Source organism: Pantoea sp. PvP021, assembly GCF_054056055.1.
On sequence record NZ_JBSRXX010000002.1, the window covers coordinates 450,837 to 468,921 of the forward strand.

The 18,085-nt window shown below is 48.9% G+C and carries 17 protein-coding genes and 1 pseudogene; 11 read left to right on the forward strand and 7 right to left on the reverse strand.

All coding sequences use genetic code 11. The features are described 5' to 3' along the window. Positions 1-22 precede the first annotated feature (22 nt). Positions 23-886, forward strand: coding sequence for a LysR family transcriptional regulator (locus ACVKSX_RS11310; RefSeq protein ID WP_191921689.1), 864 nt, complete (start codon positions 23-25; stop codon positions 884-886). 167 nt (positions 887-1,053) lie between these two features. Here ACVKSX_RS11310 and ACVKSX_RS11315 read toward each other — a convergent pair whose 3' ends face one another. Next, positions 1,054-2,226 (reverse strand): EAL domain-containing protein, encoded by a 1,173-nt coding sequence (locus tag ACVKSX_RS11315; protein ID WP_010247030.1) that lies wholly within the window; start codon positions 2,224-2,226, stop codon positions 1,054-1,056. An 818-nt stretch (positions 2,227-3,044) separates the two neighbouring features. Between ACVKSX_RS11315 and ACVKSX_RS11320 the strand changes: the two genes are divergently transcribed. Continuing rightward, entirely contained in the window at positions 3,045-4,223 is a 1,179-nt protein-coding gene (locus tag ACVKSX_RS11320; protein WP_010247031.1) for a methyl-accepting chemotaxis protein, read from the forward strand. A gap of 501 nt (positions 4,224-4,724) precedes the next feature. Here ACVKSX_RS11320 and ACVKSX_RS11325 read toward each other — a convergent pair. After that, complete coding sequence (locus ACVKSX_RS11325; protein ID WP_022624377.1) at positions 4,725-5,324, reverse strand: hypothetical protein; 600 nt, start codon at positions 5,322-5,324, stop codon at positions 4,725-4,727. Between the two features lie 304 nt (positions 5,325-5,628). Here ACVKSX_RS11325 and ACVKSX_RS11330 point away from each other — a divergent pair, with 304 nt between their 5' ends. The 4 genes from ACVKSX_RS11330 (at position 5,629) to fetB (ending at position 9,643) form a co-directional block, all read left to right on the forward strand. Further along, positions 5,629-6,987, forward strand: coding sequence for an esterase-like activity of phytase family protein (locus ACVKSX_RS11330; RefSeq protein WP_354438608.1), 1,359 nt, complete (start codon positions 5,629-5,631; stop codon positions 6,985-6,987). Positions 6,988-7,416: 429 nt separating this feature from the next. Beyond that, positions 7,417-7,905 (forward strand): hypothetical protein, encoded by a 489-nt coding sequence (locus ACVKSX_RS11335; protein WP_033787078.1) that lies wholly within the window; start codon positions 7,417-7,419, stop codon positions 7,903-7,905. A gap of 303 nt (positions 7,906-8,208) precedes the next feature. Continuing rightward, positions 8,209-8,877 (forward strand): iron efflux ABC transporter ATP-binding subunit FetA, encoded by a 669-nt coding sequence (gene fetA, locus ACVKSX_RS11340; protein WP_354438607.1) that lies wholly within the window; start codon positions 8,209-8,211, stop codon positions 8,875-8,877. Then, positions 8,864-9,643 carry an iron efflux ABC transporter permease subunit FetB gene (fetB, locus tag ACVKSX_RS11345; RefSeq protein WP_354438606.1) on the forward strand — a complete coding sequence of 260 codons (780 nt, stop codon included), beginning with the start codon at positions 8,864-8,866 and terminating at the stop codon, positions 9,641-9,643. The genes fetA and fetB overlap by 14 nt, the downstream gene beginning before the upstream one ends. Before the next feature lie 205 nt (positions 9,644-9,848). On the opposite strand, the gene ACVKSX_RS11350 is transcribed toward fetB, so the two are convergent. After that, positions 9,849-10,250, reverse strand: coding sequence for a VOC family protein (locus tag ACVKSX_RS11350; protein WP_033760565.1), 402 nt, complete (start codon positions 10,248-10,250; stop codon positions 9,849-9,851). Between the two features lie 201 nt (positions 10,251-10,451). On the opposite strand from ACVKSX_RS11350, the pseudogene ACVKSX_RS11355 reads away from it, so the two are divergent. Next, positions 10,452-10,904 (forward strand): annotated as a pseudogene (locus ACVKSX_RS11355) (ABC transporter permease subunit); the annotation flags it as partial. A 153-nt stretch (positions 10,905-11,057) separates the two neighbouring features. On the opposite strand, the gene ACVKSX_RS11360 reads toward ACVKSX_RS11355, so the two are convergent. Further along, on the reverse strand, positions 11,058-11,570 hold the full coding sequence (locus ACVKSX_RS11360) for a hypothetical protein (protein WP_010247039.1): 513 nt from the start codon (positions 11,568-11,570) through the stop codon (positions 11,058-11,060). A gap of 321 nt (positions 11,571-11,891) precedes the next feature. Here ACVKSX_RS11360 and ACVKSX_RS11365 point away from each other — a divergent pair, with 321 nt between their 5' ends. From ACVKSX_RS11365 to ACVKSX_RS11375, 3 genes are all read left to right on the forward strand, one after another. Then, positions 11,892-12,203, forward strand: a complete 312-nt coding sequence (locus ACVKSX_RS11365) for an antibiotic biosynthesis monooxygenase (RefSeq protein ID WP_052270719.1) — start codon at positions 11,892-11,894, stop codon at positions 12,201-12,203. 171 nt (positions 12,204-12,374) lie between these two features. After that, positions 12,375-13,013: a TetR/AcrR family transcriptional regulator gene (locus ACVKSX_RS11370; RefSeq protein WP_010247041.1), complete on the forward strand. Its 639-nt coding sequence runs from the start codon at positions 12,375-12,377 to the stop codon at positions 13,011-13,013. Further along, entirely contained in the window at positions 13,010-13,192 is a 183-nt protein-coding gene (locus ACVKSX_RS11375; protein WP_266093698.1) for a hypothetical protein, read from the forward strand. Before ACVKSX_RS11370 ends, ACVKSX_RS11375 begins: the two co-directional genes overlap by 4 nt. Before the next feature lie 175 nt (positions 13,193-13,367). Here ACVKSX_RS11375 and ACVKSX_RS11380 read toward each other — a convergent pair whose 3' ends face one another. Beyond that, positions 13,368-13,589, reverse strand: a complete 222-nt coding sequence (locus ACVKSX_RS11380) for a hypothetical protein (protein WP_010247042.1) — start codon at positions 13,587-13,589, stop codon at positions 13,368-13,370. Between the two features lie 291 nt (positions 13,590-13,880). Continuing rightward, positions 13,881-16,055, reverse strand: a complete 2,175-nt coding sequence (locus ACVKSX_RS11385; RefSeq protein ID WP_354438810.1) for a TonB-dependent siderophore receptor — start codon at positions 16,053-16,055, stop codon at positions 13,881-13,883. A gap of 306 nt (positions 16,056-16,361) precedes the next feature. On the opposite strand from ACVKSX_RS11385, the gene ACVKSX_RS11390 reads away from it, so the two are divergent. Then, entirely contained in the window at positions 16,362-17,468 is a 1,107-nt protein-coding gene (locus ACVKSX_RS11390; RefSeq protein ID WP_191921685.1) for a tyrosine-type recombinase/integrase, read from the forward strand. Between the two features lie 18 nt (positions 17,469-17,486). On the opposite strand, the gene pagP is transcribed toward ACVKSX_RS11390, so the two are convergent. Next, entirely contained in the window at positions 17,487-18,056 is a 570-nt protein-coding gene (gene pagP, locus ACVKSX_RS11395) for a lipid IV(A) palmitoyltransferase PagP (protein WP_033760546.1), read from the reverse strand. Positions 18,057-18,085 lie beyond the last annotated feature (29 nt).

Below are 18,085 nucleotides of genomic sequence, written 5' to 3' on the forward strand. Positions count from 1 at the left end.
ATCCTACTTTTGTCATACAAAAATGAATAAACGACTCTCCGTTGACTCACTCAGAGTGTTCCGGACCGTGCTGCAAACGGGCAATATGAGTAAGGCCGCATTACTCCTCAACCTGAGCCAGTCCGCTGTAAGCTGGAAGCTCAGACGGCTTGAGGATCAACTTCAATGCCAGCTACTAACGCGAATCGCCGGAAAAGCCGTTCCGACAGAAAAGGGCAGCGTTCTGCTGCAACATGCGGAAAAAATACTCACTGAACACGATCATGCCGTAGCCTATTTTTCGCCTTCGGCGCTGCGTGGCAAGCTGCGAATTGGGGTCACTGAACACATCTCAATGACTGAAATATGCGGGGTGATTTCAACCTTCACTCACCACCATCCAGAGGTGGATATACAACTGGTGGTGGAGCAAAGTCATCTCCTGCGTCAGCATTTTTCTGAAGGAAGTCTGGAGATCATTTTACATCAGGATTTCACGGGCACGGCATCGACGGAAGATAAGGTATTGTGGAGTGAAAATTTATACTGGTACGCAACGCCTGCCTGGCGACATGACTCGGATAAGAGCCTGAAGCTTATTACCTGGGGACCGGATTGCTATTACCGTAACCTGGCTGAGGAGAAACTTCGCCAGGCAAACATTCCATTTGCTGTGATGCTGGAGTGTCCTTCAGTAGCAGGTATGCTTGCGGCGATAAACACGGGGCTGGGTGTGGGAATACTCAATCAATATAGCGTTGATAAAGCGATTTGTAGCGTGCCTGAACTTGAGAAATTGATGCCTCTGCCGTCGGTCGATTGCCTGCTACGCCTGAATAAACACCGCGTTAATCCAGCAAGCGAGGCCTTCTGCGAGATGCTGACCAGGCTGATGCATAAAGATTGAAAGTGAAGTGGCTGCAATTAGTTGATGAAAAGAGGCGTTGTTAATAATGTCCGCTTCCGACCAGGCGGACATTTTCCCCATCTTCAGCTAACAACCTGAAACTGAAGCCTGCACCGTTAAGGTTATTTTAGCGACAGGGAAGTATCATCTGATGTCGTAAACTGGCACTAAGGCTGAACAAGGCTGTTCTGACGGTCAATGTTAAAGCCAAACACACAAAACCCCAGTAAATCTTTTGCCTCATCCTCCACCCGCGTAATCATAACCAAATCGGTGCTACCGCCGGGCAGCTTTACTTCAAACGGAGGGTAAGGAAGACCTTTTGTCCTGAAATCCTGCAACCAAAGCAGCTTCTCAGCTTGAGACGGTATCACTTCAAAAATATGGCGATGGGTAATGTCCTGCATTGGCCAGCCAACCCGCGCTGCAAAGGTATCACTTGCGTCAACAATCATCAGTTCAGGGCTAAGAAAGCAGATAGAGGTGTCAGGCGCAGCAAACATCGATGAAATTTGATGCGCGCGCTGCTCAAGAGACATTCGTGCCACACGACTATGAAATTTACGGCCAGAGCCAGCGGTGAGAAAATTATGTGTTTCTTCAGCCGGGATCGGCCTGCTGAATAAGTAGCCTTGTGCATAAGCGCAGCCGATACCCCGCAACATCTCAGCTTGTTCCTCTGTTTCAACACCCTCAGCAATGACGTCCATATCCAGGCTGCGGCCCAAACCGACTACGCTGGAGATAATTTTCCGGCTATCCTTTTTCTGAAGCATTGAACGAATAAAACTGCCATCAATCTTAATCGTGCTGGCGGGAAGCTGGATAAGCCAGGCAAGGCTTGAACAGCCGGTGCCAAAGTCATCCATAGCAATCATACAACCCATTTCAGACAATGCTTCGAGTTCTGCATGAGCCGTCTCAATATCATCGATCAATGCTGTCTCGGTGATTTCTATCCTGAGCCGCGAAAGGCTGAACTGATAACGTTCAGCCAGTTTTCTTAAAATTTCGGGAAGGTGCTTACCGTTCAGTTGTGAAGGAGAAACGTTTAAAGACAGAAACTGGTGTTCTGGCCAGGTGCTCGCTGTCATGAATCCCTGAGCGGCCAGACTTGTCATCAGCTCATTGAGTAACCCATGATGTTCCATAGCCGGAATGAACTCAGCCGGAGATACGATAAGCCCTTCGGGCAAAATACGCCGTGCCAGCAATTCAAAACCCACTACATGCTGATCCTCAAGTGAGACTATCGGCTGAAAAAAAGGTTTAAACTCGCCCGATTTAATTAGCTGCTGATAAGTTGCACGAGCATCAGCATCTTTCAATTTTTCATTCATTTAAATATCCTGAAACGTATTTCTGTAAGGCATTGATGACCTGAGCGGGAACGGAATAGAAAACCTTTTTTAAAACCCTGTTTTGTTTGCGGCGGGAAATTAATCTTTTGCAAACGTCGTTTTTCCGGAGGCCTTAAATTGTCTACGGTTATTAAGTACGAGATACATAGCTATGATGTCAGTGAGCGGGCAAGTTTCATGAACATAAAATGCCATATTTATTTAACTCACGGGTCTGCATGAGGCTGATGGTATCTGGTATGGTAAACCAGAAACAAATTGAAACCAATTCCATAAAAATATCGCTTAAGTTAAATATTAAACCCTGTTAATGCATTTAATATGATCAGCAGCCAGGCTCTCTTATGCGTTGACGAATTATACTTATGGATATCAATAAGTCATGTCCGGACTTTTGTCTGCAGGCAGAGGTGGCAGCTCAAAGCTAAGCCACTCATTTAATACCTGCGATAGCCGGAAAATATAAACTCACAACCGTATGTCAAAACTCAGCATAACAATTCACTGTGAATCTTCATGGGGGATCGGAGCGTCGGGATTATAAGGCCTGAAATTTTTCAGATATCATAGACCAAAGATAATTTCGCGCCACATGATTTCAAAAAAATAAATTTAGCCCGCTGGCGGTGAGGCTCATCCATCACATCAGCTCCGGTAGTTGTCGCTGGCGAGCTATCTATAGCATCTTGTTACAGTATTAATTCAAACCAGCGACCTTTAACTGAATATCCAGAAGGTTCTGCCGATAACCCTTTCAGGCATATTTTTATGCCTGTATATGCTCACCAGGAGAAATAATGCTGAATTTATTCCGGAAACAGTCCGCCAAAGAGCCGACAACGATGGATATCGCTGAGAAATTTATCGATGAAACGATGGATGTGGATCATAGTGATGCCACGCTGCTGAAATGTATTATGAACCTCAGCCAGAAAGGCTACTGGTATGTTGAGACGACCGATCTTAAAAGTGACGCGCCTGCATTTGTTTCACCTGAAGCACGCCAGCTTATGGGATTGCCTCTGCAGAAGGAGGTCGGGCTCTCTTCGCTGATCCAGATGATCCATGCGGATTTCCGGGAAGCGTTCAAAGGTTTGATAAGTCATACACTCAAACATAGCGGTGATGAAAAGCTGTTACGCTGCCTGATCAAAACTGGCGCAAATACCTTTCAGTGGTTTTGCATCCGTGCATCATACAGTCGTGAATTTACGCCGCCGCGCCTGGTTGCCGTTATAGAGAATACAGAAGAAGAAACGTCACAGTCCCGCAAGTTTGATATTGTCTCCACCCGTTTTGACCTGTCGCGCGAAATGCTTAATGACGGCCTCTGGGATCTGGATATTATTGGCGGAAATCCCCTGAATCCCGACAACGTATTCTGGTGGTCACCGCAGTTCAGGAAGCTGCTGGGTTTTGAAACCATTGAAGAGTTCCCTGATGTGATGGACAGCTGGGCATCACGCCTTCACCCGGATGACAAACAGAATGCGCTCGATGCTTTCGTCAGCCACCTGATGGACTTCAGTGGTAAAACCGGTTTTGATATTGAATATCGTCTTAAACTGCGGAGTGGTGAGTACCGGTGGTTTCAGGCCCGCGGGCAGACTAAACGTGCACCTGATGGTACCCCTTTGCGTGCCGTCGGTGCGCTTATTGATATTCAGGGCCGTAAAGACCGTGGCAGACATGAGGAAAGCGAAGTCAGGCGAAACATTCAGACCGCCGAAACCGCAAAAGAAATTGCCGAACTCGTCTCTGAAAACGGGATTATTGCTGCGCAGATCAAACTCATTTCACTGAACGCCAGTATCGAAGCCGCGAGAGCAGGTGTACATGGCCGTGGGTTTTCTGTCATCGCCAGTGCTATCCGGGGATTAGCAGAAAGAACTGCAGATATCACCGGGCACATTTCTCGTCTTCAGATGCGAATAAGTAATTCTGCTAGCGGCATAGAAAAATCGCCTGAACAATAAACATCACACATTGATGAACACTTACCACAGGTAAATACAGGGATGTACAGCCTGTCTTTGATTTACTGTAACCAGAACATCAGTTCAGTTCGCAGTTTCAACCTATGAAAATTCTTCCGGAGCGAGTACACATTTCCGTATGCAAACTGGCTCTGGGAGTTACTCACCACCTCATTGCAGAGAGTATGGCCTTGTCATCTTTTATCAGCCTGGACTTTAAGAAATCATGTGTCTGATCGAGGTTTGTTATGGGCGTTGAGTCAGATTAAAGTCATTAGGAAATGCCAGCCTGCTGGTGGCTGAGGCTCTGTGTATGTTTTATAAAAATTTTCAATAAGGACTGAAAGCTTATCTGAGCTGGCTTTGTGCAGATCTGTCCCGCATCACGTTTGATAATCATCTCGCCTGAATATTACCTGCTGCTCTTCAGCCTTTGTCATAAAACCATGATCAGCGTCTGGCACTTAGCCGCCAGAAGATCATCTGGCGGCATCAGTCACTTTAGAAACCAGGTGTGCGGGTTTGTTTACTGTCCATCAGTTTAATACGGGCATTTGTCCATGATGGGTCATTCATCTCCAGGGATGTGCCTGATAATTTCAGTACCGGCTGCTCAGGATCCGGGCCGCATGCCATGGTTGCCATTTTTCCGGGCGCTTTACACCAAACCATTGGTGTATAAGGTGCATTTGACTGGACACCATATTTTTCAACGGCGGCTTTGGCCATGGCATTTTTATTCTCAGTGGAGTATGGGAGCTCGTAAGAAATCTGAGACACAGCCAGCGCATGTTTCGGATCTGCAGGAACACGGCCTTCAAAATGTACAAGCAGTTTGACGCCGTTTTTTTCGTAAGCAATATACTGTGGCTGCTTATCTCCTGTTACCACATTTAGAGCCGGGTATTTATCAACGTCTAACGATGATGCTGGCACATGAAAGTGCTCAGTCATGGCTTTTACGGCTTCATCATAATCCATACCGGTTTTTACCCCGGCAACATCAAAGGTGATTACATCGGCAGCCCGCAGGTTAGCAGCCTGGGCCTGGGATATAGCCATCATTGACATTAAAAACAGAGAAGCACGGCGCATAAACATATCAAATCCTTTTTTTGAAAAGTGAGTAGCCCGCAAGCTTTCTCAACTGTGGTTCACATCCGGAAGTGCATAACGATAGCAATATGGTGATGAATAACAATCATTTTTCTGCCAATGTCAGCTCCTGGCACTGAGCAGGCAGCGTTGCGCACAAGGCAACGTTCACTATACGTTCACCACCTCACCAGCCGGCGCCTTAACGGTGGCAAAATCAACCTGTTAGCTGTCCGTTTTTACCGCAAATATCATTTCCCTGTCATTTATGTTCTTTACGCTGTCAGCTTTCTCTCATGGATTTAATATTATGAAAATAAAAACGATTTCTTTGGTTATCAGTTGTGCGCTCTCGTTTTCTGGTCTTGCGGCGCAACCTCAGGCTGAGCACTATATCGTCAGTTTTCCGGAAGGTACGCGCGTGAGCTACAGCGGCGCGTTCGCCAGTGCGTTTCCGGATGGTTTGCCGGTGGGAATCGGCTCCGGTTTGCTGTTTACCGGTAAGCAGGGGGATGCGCTCACCTTCGCGACCGTCACCGATCGTGGGCCGAATGCCGACTCACCCGATGTGGGCAAACATGAGTCAAAAATTTTCGTCACGCCAGACTTCGCTCCGCTGCTGATGAATATTCAGGTGCAGAACGGCAAAGCAGAAGCCACGGATGCCAGACCGCTGCATGACGACAAGGGCAATATCAACGGATTGCCGCTACAGGATGGTGTCATCGGCTCAACCAATGAAGTCGCGTTAAGCGACACACTGAAAGTGCTGAAGGGCGATAACCGTGGTCTGGATACGGAAGGCATTACGCCGGACGGGAAGGGCGGGTACTGGTTGTGCGACGAATATGGCCCGTTTCTGATTAACGTTGATCAACGCGGCAAGATTCTGGCGATTCACGGGCCGCAGGCTATTGAAGGGGAAAAATCCATTGCGGGCGGACTGCCTAATATTCTTAAGTGGCGTCAGCCTAATCGTGGTTTTGAAGGGCTTACCCGTATGCCGGACGGGCGCATCATCGCCGCGGTGCAGAGTACGCTGGATATCAACGGTAAAAGTAAAAAGCAGGCGCGCTTTACCCGCCTGGTGAGCTTCGATCCGGCGACCGGGAAAACCGCGATGTATGGATACCCTATCGACAGCGAGGCTTATAGTAAAAACAGCGACGCCAAAATTGGCGATATCGTGGCGCTCGATAATCAGCATATCCTCTTAATTGAACAAGGTAGCGATAAAAACGACGTGATGCGCAACCTTATCTATAAGGTGGACCTCAGTGCGGCTACCGATCTTGCCGCATTCGACAAGCCTGGTGAGTATCCGGAGTCGGATGACGAGAAAGCGCTGGCGCAGCGAGGCATTATGCTCGCAGCAAAAACGCTGGTGGTCGATTTACGTCAACTCGGCTGGCAGCAGGAGAAGGCCGAAGGACTGGCGCTGATCGACAGTAAAACGCTGGCGGTCGCCAATGACAATGACTTCGGCGTGAAAACGGTCATGCAAAATCCGGTGGAAGGTAAGAAGCGCAAGGATTATCGGCTGAACGAAAAGGGGGAACTTACTGTAGAGGGTAAGCCGGTTGCAACGACGATCGGCGTGAAGCCGCTGAAGAAACCGGAGTCGGACAGCGAGTTGTGGATCGTAACGATGCCGGAACCGCTGAAATAAACGTTCCCCTTGCCCTGGGCTGTCTCCTTAATTTCCTGACTTTCTGTAAAAGAGCAGGATAAAGCCCGGACATACCCGCGAAATATCGGTCTGCGCCGTTTTGTTATAGCGGCCGGCAGCAGACCGATATTCGTTTAAGCAGTTAAACAGCTTTCCACCGCGTTGCGGCATTAAGCGTCACTGGCGAACGTTAAACGTCAGCCTAGCGTTTATTTTTTATTTTCAATGCGATAACCGCTTCCTTCTGCATCCGAGCGCTTTCGATATCGGGCAACCCGGTCAACTACGGCTCAAGTCGCCAGGTTGCAGGGCGTGATTATAACATTGTGTAATAATATGTTATCTGCCTCTTCAACAGATACTCACCACCGTGTAAGTTCTGGGGTCTTATACGCTTGTTGTCCCCATAATCCGCTGAGGAGAAAGAGAGTGAAAGCAACCGCAATGGCCGCTACAAGTCTGTTAATGCTGATGAGCAGTGTTCACGCTGAAGGTCTTACGACGTCGGCAGAGGGTAAAAACCTCACCGTCAGCTTCGGCCAGCCCACCATCAAACAGGTGCTGCACTACCGAAAAATGTATGACAAAAAGCCGTTTCCGGATGCGGAGATTTATTATTACGACAACGGTACCTATAAAATCATTTCTCAGGGCGAAAACCACTACGGCGTTTACGTTATGCAGGGCAAGTTTGATGATGAAACTTTCACCGTGCGTTTTATCTCTCTGCCTTCTGCTGACTGGGGCAATAAAACCGCTTTTCATCAGTTAACCTTTGTCAGGGGGGACGGGCAGAACGTCTTTATTCAGAATGCCATTGTGGACACGGGTGAAGCCATTGCGCAGCAGAACGGCACCTATACTCAGGAAAAAAACACCGTAACCAACCCGGTTTCAACCAGCTGGGAAAACAAATAATTGTCGGGTGGCAGCGGGTCTGCCACTCTGATCCAAACCCGGTACCTGCCACGTTCCTCGCGCAGGATCGTATTAAGTTTTGGCTGGCGCACACCTTCACACATTTATTTTTTTACTCAGAAAATGCATAGCCGCAATTAAATGCCTTATATTTCATAGCCTGATGTACATTTGCCTTGCAGCGCCCACGCCAGCAGTGTGAGTGCGCTGCAACATGCAGTACCGGTAATTTGCCTGTGAAGGGTAACTCCTGCTTTTTTTGATACTGCCAACACTCATTTTGTCAGGTCCTGAGGCGTAAATATGGACAGAGTTTCACCCCTGCTGGATGTGCAGGATGTCGCTTTTTCAGTCGGGGATCGTCAGCTACTGAAACCGGTCTCCCTGCAGTTATATCAGGGTGATTGCGTCTTGCTGACCGGTCCATCCGGAAGCGGAAAAAGTACCTTCCTCAAAATCCTTGCTTCGCTGATTACCCCCACCTCCGGGCAACTTTTCTTCAGGAACAGTGATATCACCACGCTGAGAGCAGAGGCCTATCGACAGCAGGTGTCGTACTGTTTTCAGACGCCGCAACTGTTTGGTCAGACGGTATATGACAACCTGGCGCTGCCATGGCAGATTCGCCGTCAGAAACCTCAGCGGGGCAAACTTGTTGCTGCGCTGGAAAGCGTAAATCTCTCTCCGGATATGCTGAATAAACCTGTTGAACAACTTTCAGGCGGAGAAAAGCAGCGTGTCGGACTACTGCGCAATCTGCAGTTTATGCCTGAGGTACTGTTACTGGATGAAGTCACCAGCGCACTTGATGAAGAGAACAGACTATCAGTACTTTCACTGATTAACCGGATCTCAGCTGAAGAAAAGGTAGCCGTGGTGCGGATTAGCCATGACGTTAACGATATTCAGCAGGCTGAGCAGGTGCTTCGCCTTGAGCCGCCAGAAAAGGAGAATAAGCGTGAATCAGCATAATATCAGTGACACCTCGCTGTTGCTGTCACTGACGCTGGTGGCTATAGCGCTGCTTATCAGCCAGAAAGAAAAGCTCGGCATGAGCAAAGATATTCTCTGGAGTGTATTCCGGGCGATAATTCAGCTGGTGATTGTCGGCTTTGTATTAAAGTCGATATTCGATGTTAATAACAGCTTGCTGACGGTATTGATGGTGCTGTTTATCTGCGTTAATGCCGCGATCAACGCCGGTAAACGCGGTCGAAATATTGATAACGCCTTTACGATATCGTTTGTCGCTATTTTTAGTGGCACCGTCATCACGCTTACGATTCTGGTGCTGAGCGGGGCGATAGCGTTTGTTCCGATGCAGGTCATCCCCATCACGGGCATGATCGCCGGTAATGCCATGGTCGCAGTAGGGCTCTGTTACTGCAACCTGAACAAGCGCTTCAGCGACAACCAGCAGAAAATTATGGAGATGCTGAGCCTTGGCGCATCGGTGAAGCTGGCATCTGGCCGCATCATTGCCGACAGCATTCGTACAGCCATGATGCCGACGGTGGACGCTGCCAAAACTGTCGGACTGGTCAGCCTGCCAGGGATGATGTCCGGACTGATTTTTGCCGGAATAGATCCGCTCAAGGCGATTAAGTATCAGATTATGGTCACGTTTATGCTGATAGGGACCGCCAGTCTGTCAACGATCATTGCTGTCTATTTATCCTATCGTCGTTTTTATAATGCCAGGGCGCAGCTAAAAATATCGGATAGATCGCTGGATTAGTGAAACTGATTTGCGGATCTGAATGTTATAGCTGGTGAGGAAAGTAAGTCTGTTATCAGACGCGCTCGGTTGCTTGCGAGCGCTTAACTGACAGCTGAGTGCTCAGGGGATGCTGCAAAAAACTCCCCGCTGATCTGAAGTATCCCGGCAGGGTTCGTGCTTTGATTATTCATCTGAATGCCTGATACACAACTGGCTTTGGTGTTTAATTCTGCCTGTTCTGATAAAGGTCCCAGCGGTTGCCGTACAGATCTTCAAAAACCACCACGGTTCCGTACTCCTCTTCACGAGGCTCCTGGGAGAATGTAACGCCTTTCGATTTCATGGCTTTATAGTCTCGCCAGAAGTCATCCGTCTGTAGAAAAAGGAATACTCTTCCGCCGCACTGATTGCCGATAAAACCTTCCTGTCTGTCATCTGAAGCGCGAGCCAGAAGAAGATTGCAATCGCTTTCAGGGTCAGGTGTAACTACAACCCAGCGTTTACCTGGCTGCGGTGTATCCTCAACAAGGGTAAAACCCAGCTTTTCGGTGTAATACTCAATTGCCCGATCATAGTCATCAACCACGATGGCCACATATCCCATACATCGCTTCTGCGTTCTCATTTCTGCTCCGTCATGTTTCAGGCCTGGTTGCCTTGAAACATTGTTTTAACACAAACGAGTATCCCTGGTTTAAGTGAATTGATTCAGTCATCACAGTATTCAGCCGTTGCAATAAAGATACATCAGCTGACATCAGCCTATAATTTTTATAAATTCATGGCGCGGGTATAAAAAAAAGTTTGAGGGATTTACTCATACACACTCGATATTCTGCAATCCGTTCCGGTGCTAGGCTAAATCTCTTTTACCGTGACGTTCTTTATTGCGCTGTTTCCTGGACAGGTACTGGGCGTAGAGCTGGCGGCGATCTTCGCATTGTTCACCAGCCAGTCATGGAACATGACCTTTAGCTTCTATCAATCGTTACGCACCGTATCTGCGGATTTGGTGGAGGTTTCCCGCAGTTTCCATCTGACAGCATGGCAATGTTTCTGGAAACTGGACGTGCCTTTTGCCGTTCCGGGGCTGATCTGGAACATGATGATGTCAATGTCTGGTGGCTGGTTCTTTTTCGTGGCCTCCGAAGCGATCACCGTGGGCAATAACGCTTATACGCTGCCCGGCGTAGGCGGCTATCTGGCTCAGGCTATCATGCATAAAGATATTCACGCCATAGGCTGGGTATTGCTCACGATGGTGATTATGATTCTGGCATAATTTTTTCCTACAATGATCAGACTGAAATCTTCAGCCTGGAAGATATCGAGTTCTGAGTTTTAACAAAAGAATGACGGCTGTTGTATAAAGAAATCATGCTGTTTATGTGTGGGCCTGAAGGTACTCAGGCCCCGAGCTGCGTAATGACGTTTACTCTTTGATTTTAGCGTTAACAATGCTCATGCCTGCCGCATTGCTTCGTTTAGTCACGCGAACCGTTCCGCCGGCAAAATAATTGCCCACGGGTTCACAGACCTTTATCCGTCTTTGCAGGTCCGGGTCGTTAACCTCAACACCCGAACAGTCGTGACGCCCGCCGCCCGAAAACTCGCTATAAGCGGTATACTTGCTGAGGGTGCCCGGAAGAAGCCAGATAACCGTGGTCAGCAGCATATAGCTAAAAAAGGCCATCAGCAGAACGGACCCTGCGAAAAGTTTGATGTTATTCATTATGCCGTTGACAGCCTCACCTTTACCCCATTTTTTAATAATAAAAAAAAGAGCCAGTCCCAGCGGCAGGACGGCACACCATAATGCGTCGAGCACAGGTTGAGTCAGAAAGGTATTACGGTCAATTTCATTGCGCCACACAAAAAAAGTAAATAAGCAGCCAAGCACTCCGGTAATTAACAGCGCGAAACGGCGGGTTGAATAGGTATTCATTGGCAGCTCTCTCCCTGAGTCTTAAGTATTTGGCGCTGATAAGCGGCAGTTCCCTGAACCGGTTAGTTCTCATGGTAAACCAAACGTCAGGCGAAATTATCGTATGTTCGAAGGTTATCACGTCGGTCTTTCTTAAGACAAAAAGCATGAGCTTTATGATGGTCAAAATGGGCGATTGTTTGTATGCCCGACGCTCTGTTTATGGTCAACTAGCCGGTAAGTAATTTATTAATATTCCATCTTACACCCCCAGAAAACGAATCGTTGTTCCTGCATTGTCATGTTATGGTTAAAACTCTTCAACAACATGAGGATAGCAACATGATTGTCAGAACATGGCACGGATGCGTACCGGTCAGGCACGCCGAAGGTTTTGCAACTCACTTGCAGAAGACTGGTGTTGAACATTCAGAAGCGACGCCAGGGAATCTGGGAGCCTATGTACGCAGAGAAACGCAGGGCGAATGGGAACATTTCTTCCTTGCGACGTACTGGGAAGATTTAGAAGCCATCAAAGCCTTTGCAGGCGACCAGTATAAGATTGCCGTTACCTATCCGGATGATGAACAATATGAGTTGTTATCAGATCCCTACGTTTTTCAACATCAGGTCCAGACTGTAATCCCATTATAAGTATTTGCCTGCCGCCGCCAGAAGGCGGCCAATCTCTCACCTGTGTTAGTCCGCTGACTCAGCATTAAATTTTACCAGGCGAAAAGCATGACTTTTAACACAAGGTTTAGATAAAGCCTTTTAATTGTAGATTGATCGATCTACAATCAATCGTCAGCACAAGAGAACCTTATGAAAGCATCAGCAGGCAGACCCAGAGAATTCGATCCAGAGACCTTCCTCAACACCGCACTTGAATGCTTCTGGCAGACGGGATATCAGGCAACATCTATGGCTGACCTAATGAAAGCATCGGGTCTGGCAAGTGCCAGCATCTATAAACTTTATCCCGATAAGCGCGCTATCTACCTGGCTGCTTTGCAGAGATACATGGATGAAGGCATTTCAAGGACAGTGAAACGAAATGCAGAAATGTCGCCAGAAGCTGCCTTGCGAGAAACGCTCGAATTTGTGGCTCAGTTATCATCTGCTCCTGCCGGAGAGAAAGGGTGCTTTACTATTGCGGCAGCCAGCGAGCTTTTACCCGGAGACGAAGAGGTTAAAGGCAAAGTTTCCTTTAAATTTAACCGTTTAATTAACGAGTTAGAGAATATCTTAAAAAGAGGCCAGGATCAGCGGGTATTTCGCCAGGATGAAGATGCGCGAGTAATGGCTCACAGCATTTTCATGATGATGGAAGGTATGCGGATATATGGAAAACTCCAGCCAGAGATTGGAGATCTGAGAAAAAGTAATGACTTCATTGTCAGAACGATACTTTCAGACAACCATGACGTAACCGGCAATAGTGCGGTTAAGGCATCCGCATGATTGAAGTGGGCACAATTGTTCGGCGAAAAAAAAGAAGAAGAATAATGGTGGTAATTGAATATTCAGATGGCATGGCATTGTGCGGCTGGGTCGATAAAGGACGTTTTTTCAAAAGAAGTTTTCCAATGTCTGAATTAAAAATAGGCGTGCCTTATTCAAATTTCTGGTCACTCACCTAAATCACTGCACCTTTAAAGACATCGGGTTCAAATAAATATAATTAGCATAACCGGCTGCCCTTAATTCGCCGTGCTTTTGTGAGTCAACAGACTCAGAATAGTTATCACTCAGCGATCACCGGACATCATCTTTGCCCGGTAATCGGCTGATTTACATCGATGCTACAACCTCAGCTTATTTTTGAGACTGCTGATTTTGCTCAGCCTCTTTCTGTTTTTTCTTCGCCATATGATGACCGACTGCGCAGCCCGCTGCGGCACCGGCCACACCATGATGAGCAACATGACCTGCGACGCCGCCTACTGCGGCTCCCTTAAGACAGCCCTGGGCATTAGCCTGTAAATTCACCGACAAAAACAGTCCGGTAGCAATAACGATAACTGATAATTTTTTCATCACTTAATATCCTGATAGTTAGTTATAGTTGCAGGTTGAACCCGACAGAGCATAGCCGCACTCTGGGGTGTTTCGCTGGCCGGGATACAGGAATCACGACATTAGTTACCTGTCGTTACGCTTTCCAGAGGGAATGTAAGTATTTAATGCCATACCCGTGAGTCAGATACTTTCCGGCTCGTTAAGCGGCAGCCAGAGATCAGCATTGAGAAGATAAAACGGGGAGAGTGTAAACCGGAGGTTAGTCGATGAAGATAAAACAGCGCCTCCACCGGGAAGCGCTGCTGCAGATCAGAAGGACATTGTCAGCCCGGCATAATAAGCGCGTCCCGGTTCGTTATAGGTCGATGCGCCATCAGCCTCGCGATATAGCTGTTTATCCAGCAGGTTATTAATCCCGGCATTGGCACGCAGATTTTTGGTGATGTCATAATTAAAATTGACCCCAAATACTGAATAAGCACCAACTTCGCGATTCGACATTGAATTGTTTTCTGTGCGGGATTCCGCATACTGGCGTGGTTTCTGACGGCCATACATCGTCCAGTTCAGATTAGTGGAGAAATCCTGCGTCACCTGCCAGTCCAGCATTGTATTGATCGTGTATTCAGGAATAATCGACAGCGGATTGCCGGTCTTTTTATCCTTCGACTCGATCATATAAGTTGCGTTAGTCCGCCACTCCAGCTCTTCACTGACCAGCGGGATAGTGAAATTGCCTTCCAGACCTTCCACTACCGCTTTGCCGCCGTTACTCCATTGCAGGATATTGTTACCATTAGAGGCGTAACCCAGCACCTCCGTCCCGGAGACGATTTTGTTTTTATAGTCATTGCGGAACCAGGTGATACCCGCAATATAGCCATCCTGGCTGAACTCAATACCCAGCTCTTTATTAACGCTGACTTCAGGATCGAGATTTTCATTACCCAGCAGATAACAACTGCCACGGGTAACGTTGATCGGACAGCCATTTCCCCGCGTCGCCAGTAAATAGCCTTCGCTGGACTGATAAAGGTTAGGGGCTTTAAACGCACGGGCGATACCCGCTTTCAGGGTAAAACTTTCTCCCAGAGCCTGAGAAATATTGAGCGACGGACTCCAGTTCGCACCAAAGGTGTCGTGATAATCAAAACGCAGACCGGGGATCACTTCAGTGCTATCGGTCGCAGCAATATTATCTTCAAAATAGAGTGAGCTCAGCGTTGCGCTGTTTTTACTGTTGCGGCTGCCCGCATCACCACTGACACCGTCGATGGATACGCCAGGCGCACTGGTGCCGTTCATTGAATTTGGATCGTTCAGCTCATCACGGTTCCACTCGGCTCCCAGCGTAACGGTCTGTTCACGCAGCAGTTCCAGCGGGAAGCTGACTTCGCCTCCTGCCCGGTAACTTTCAAAGCGACTGGTTGAGAACGTGTTGCTGTTGATCCGGCCTTCACCCGCACCCGCCGTGCCTTCATTCAGGCGGGTGTTATTGGTCTTTTCATAGTTAAAGGTGAGCTTAGATTGTCCCCAGTCCCAGATGCCATTATGCGCAAGGCCCCAGGTCTGACGATACAGACGGTTGGTTTCTGAACCATCGAGAGATTCGATCAAGGCATTACCGGCACCGTTGCTGTACTGGGTATCCCCGGTGTAAATGTTGCCCTGACGGCTGTATCCGTAGCTGAAATCCAGCACCTGTAATCGCGTGATCTTCCACGACAGCACGCTGTTGATGTCTTTATTGCGAACGCCTTCGCGACCGGCGGCGCCGGAGCCATTGTGCGACTGGTTAATGTCGAAAGCATCGCTGTCGGTTTTGTTGATGTTGCCATAGAGCCGCATGGTCAGAGCATCGCCCGCCAGCGGACCACTCAGGTTAAAGTTAGCGCGGCGGGTTGCGCCTTCTTTATCATCTTCCGGCTGGTTAGTGTAGAGCGACAGCGATCCGCTCCAGTCATTGGTCGGGCGTTTGGTAATGATATTAACCACGCCACCGGCCGCGCCGGAACCGTAACGCGCTGCCGCCGGTCCACGAATCACTTCAATCCGTTCAACCATTTCTGGTGGTACCCAGTTTGAGTCACCGCGGGAATCGCGCTCGCCGCGCCAGCTATAACGCACCGAATTGCGCGAGGTGGTCGGCACACCATCGATCAGAATCAGCGTATTTTCCGGCCCCATGCCGCGAATATCGATCTGACGATTGTTACCGCGTACGCCGTTGGCGCTGTTGCCGGTAAGGTTAACGCCTGGCATTTTACGGATAATGTCGGAAAGGTCGTTGACCGGCGGGTTTTTCTCAATGTCCTGCGAGGTGATCACCGAAACGCCAGGCTGCTGTTTCAGCTCCTGTTCAGCAGTGACAAGCATCGTCTCATCATCAGCCAGCTTTTCTGTCTCTTCCTGATTAGCGCCGTTAGCAGAGGTACTCAATAAACCGGCCAGCAGTAGCGCAACAGGGCGCTGATGGACACGCATGGTTACATTCACTTAGAAAATCTCCCTGAAGTATTAAGGCATGTAAGCAAATGCGTATGATAATGATAATAGTTATCATTGTATATCGCGGTAAGCCACCTTTACATTCCATAACAATGGGCTATTTATTCCCCATAACCGTGACCAGAAGGGAGAAGTGACGTTAGTTTTACTTGTTGGTCATCACCCGAAAACTTCCTCAGATTTCATCAGAACGCGTCTTTGTGACTCCAGACTTATTAGGTCTGGAGTCATAGATAAACAATGGATAGAATGGCCCGCTCTTCATGTCTAACAGGTATAAATGTGACCCCAGATCTGACACAGATCCCTGCGCGTTCAGCCCACGTAGGCCGCCATGTACTGATCTGGCTGGAGCAGGTTAAAAAGGCTTCACTCAGCGAGCTGGATAATTTTGGCGATGAAGGCACGGTGGAGCAGGTGATGAAGGTCTGGGTAAAACTCTCGCTGCTGATCAGCCGGCGTCGTCCTGAGATCGCCATCTCCTCATTGCTGAAACATGTCCTGCCGAACATCGGTTCGCAGCCACTCAAAACGCTGAACCGCTTACGCCTTAACCGGCTATATAACATTCTGATCGCCGACGGTAAAAAAGAGGAGGCGCGGCGGGTGTTCGCGCTGACCAAACAATTTCTTGCCTGGGCCGAGATGCAGGGCTATCTCGATCATTCACCCATAGCTTCAATGAAAAAGCGTGATGTCGCGGGTCGCGCTACGCCGCCGCGCAGTCGGCAACTTACCGATTCAGAAATCTGGGTGTTCTGGCACGGGCTGGATAACTGGGCGCTTTCGGAACAGGCGCGCTGGGCGCTGCGTTTATGCCTGGTCAGCGCCCGGCGGCCGGATGAAATTGTGCAGGCGCAGAAAGCGGAGTTCGATCTGCAATTAGGATTGTGGATGCAGGGTACGCGCAATAAGTCGCAGCGGGAGCATGTGCTGCCCATTTCACCGCTGATGCGTCAGTGCATCGAAGCGTTGCTGCGCGCCGCCGACCCGGCTTCACCCTGGCTGGTGCCCGCGCCACGCGATCCGCAACAGCCGCTGTCAAAAGGCGCGTTGAATCAGGCACTTCGCCGGATGATCCGCGCTCCCCGTGGGCTGGGACTGGAGGCGTTTACCCCGCGCGATCTGCGCAGAACTGCGCGTTCAAAACTCTCAGCGCTCGACACGCCTAATGACGTCGCCCGAAAAATCATGAACCATGCGCTGGAAGGAATCGATCGGGTCTATGACACCCATGACTATCTGAGCCAGATGCGCAGCGCCATGACTATCTTTTCGGACGCGGTTGAGCAGATTATTGAATGCGAAAGCTACCATCTCCTGCGTCATCGCTATGATGGCGAAACCCTCACGCTGGACGATCTCTCGCTCATGGCGATGTCACGTTAACGCTTATATCGGCAACTGTCAGAAGTGGTAGCGCAGCCAGGCAAAATAGACGTTACCGTTGTTATGGGTGCCGGGAATATAGGTCATCTGGAAATCGAGATCGCCATAGCCGACAGAGGCCAGCGGCAGTATCGCTGGCACCGGAATATAATCCCAGTTGTGCCGTGCGGTAAAGCCCGCCGTGTAACCCGCACCCCAGTGAAAATTCTGGTCGGCCAGCGGACGCCAGGTTGCCACCCAGCCATAGCCACCAAAGGGTTCCCATTTATTAAAGGAGTCCTTAAACGCCATTAAGTAGATGCCGTTCCAGTTCCCTTTTTCATCGTAGCGGGAGATACCTCCGCCCGCGCCCCAGGGTCTTTCATTATATTTATTGATGTGTTCACGATCGTAAGTGGCACGGTTGTGCCAGGTAATCGCGGGCAGATAAAAGTCGTAACCTTCAGGCTGCTGCCAGGTTGTGGCGACTTTATCACTGAAATTATCCCAGCCCGCACTCACGGTCTCCACAAGTGTGGCGGAGTGGGCTGAAAAAACACTGAAAACGGTGGTCGTTATCAGCGCTTTAAGCATTGAAATTTTGCGCACGTACGAATTCCTGCAATATCTGGTGTTAA

Bases quoted from the DNA above. Each gene is read 5' to 3' on its own strand.
- ACVKSX_RS11370 (WP_010247041.1), top strand. From the start codon at position 12,375: ATGAAAGCATCAGCAGGCAGACCCAGAGAATTCGATCCAGAGACCTTC.
- ACVKSX_RS11310 (WP_191921689.1), top strand. From the start codon at position 23: ATGAATAAACGACTCTCCGTTGACTCACTCAGAGTGTTCCGGACCGTG.
- ACVKSX_RS11365 (WP_052270719.1), top strand. From the start codon at position 11,892: ATGATTGTCAGAACATGGCACGGATGCGTACCGGTCAGGCACGCCGAA.
- ACVKSX_RS11380 (WP_010247042.1), bottom strand. From the start codon at position 13,589: ATGAAAAAATTATCAGTTATCGTTATTGCTACCGGACTGTTTTTGTCG.
- fetA (WP_354438607.1), top strand. From the start codon at position 8,209: ATGGACAGAGTTTCACCCCTGCTGGATGTGCAGGATGTCGCTTTTTCA.
- ACVKSX_RS11360 (WP_010247039.1), bottom strand. From the start codon at position 11,570: ATGAATACCTATTCAACCCGCCGTTTCGCGCTGTTAATTACCGGAGTG.
- ACVKSX_RS11330 (WP_354438608.1), top strand. From the start codon at position 5,629: ATGAAAATAAAAACGATTTCTTTGGTTATCAGTTGTGCGCTCTCGTTT.
- ACVKSX_RS11315 (WP_010247030.1), bottom strand. From the start codon at position 2,226: ATGAATGAAAAATTGAAAGATGCTGATGCTCGTGCAACTTATCAGCAG.
- ACVKSX_RS11385 (WP_354438810.1), bottom strand. From the start codon at position 16,055: ATGCGTGTCCATCAGCGCCCTGTTGCGCTACTGCTGGCCGGTTTATTG.
- ACVKSX_RS11325 (WP_022624377.1), bottom strand. From the start codon at position 5,324: ATGTTTATGCGCCGTGCTTCTCTGTTTTTAATGTCAATGATGGCTATA.
- ACVKSX_RS11320 (WP_010247031.1), top strand. From the start codon at position 3,045: ATGCTGAATTTATTCCGGAAACAGTCCGCCAAAGAGCCGACAACGATG.
- ACVKSX_RS11375 (WP_266093698.1), top strand. From the start codon at position 13,010: ATGATTGAAGTGGGCACAATTGTTCGGCGAAAAAAAAGAAGAAGAATA.
- ACVKSX_RS11350 (WP_033760565.1), bottom strand. From the start codon at position 10,250: ATGAGAACGCAGAAGCGATGTATGGGATATGTGGCCATCGTGGTTGAT.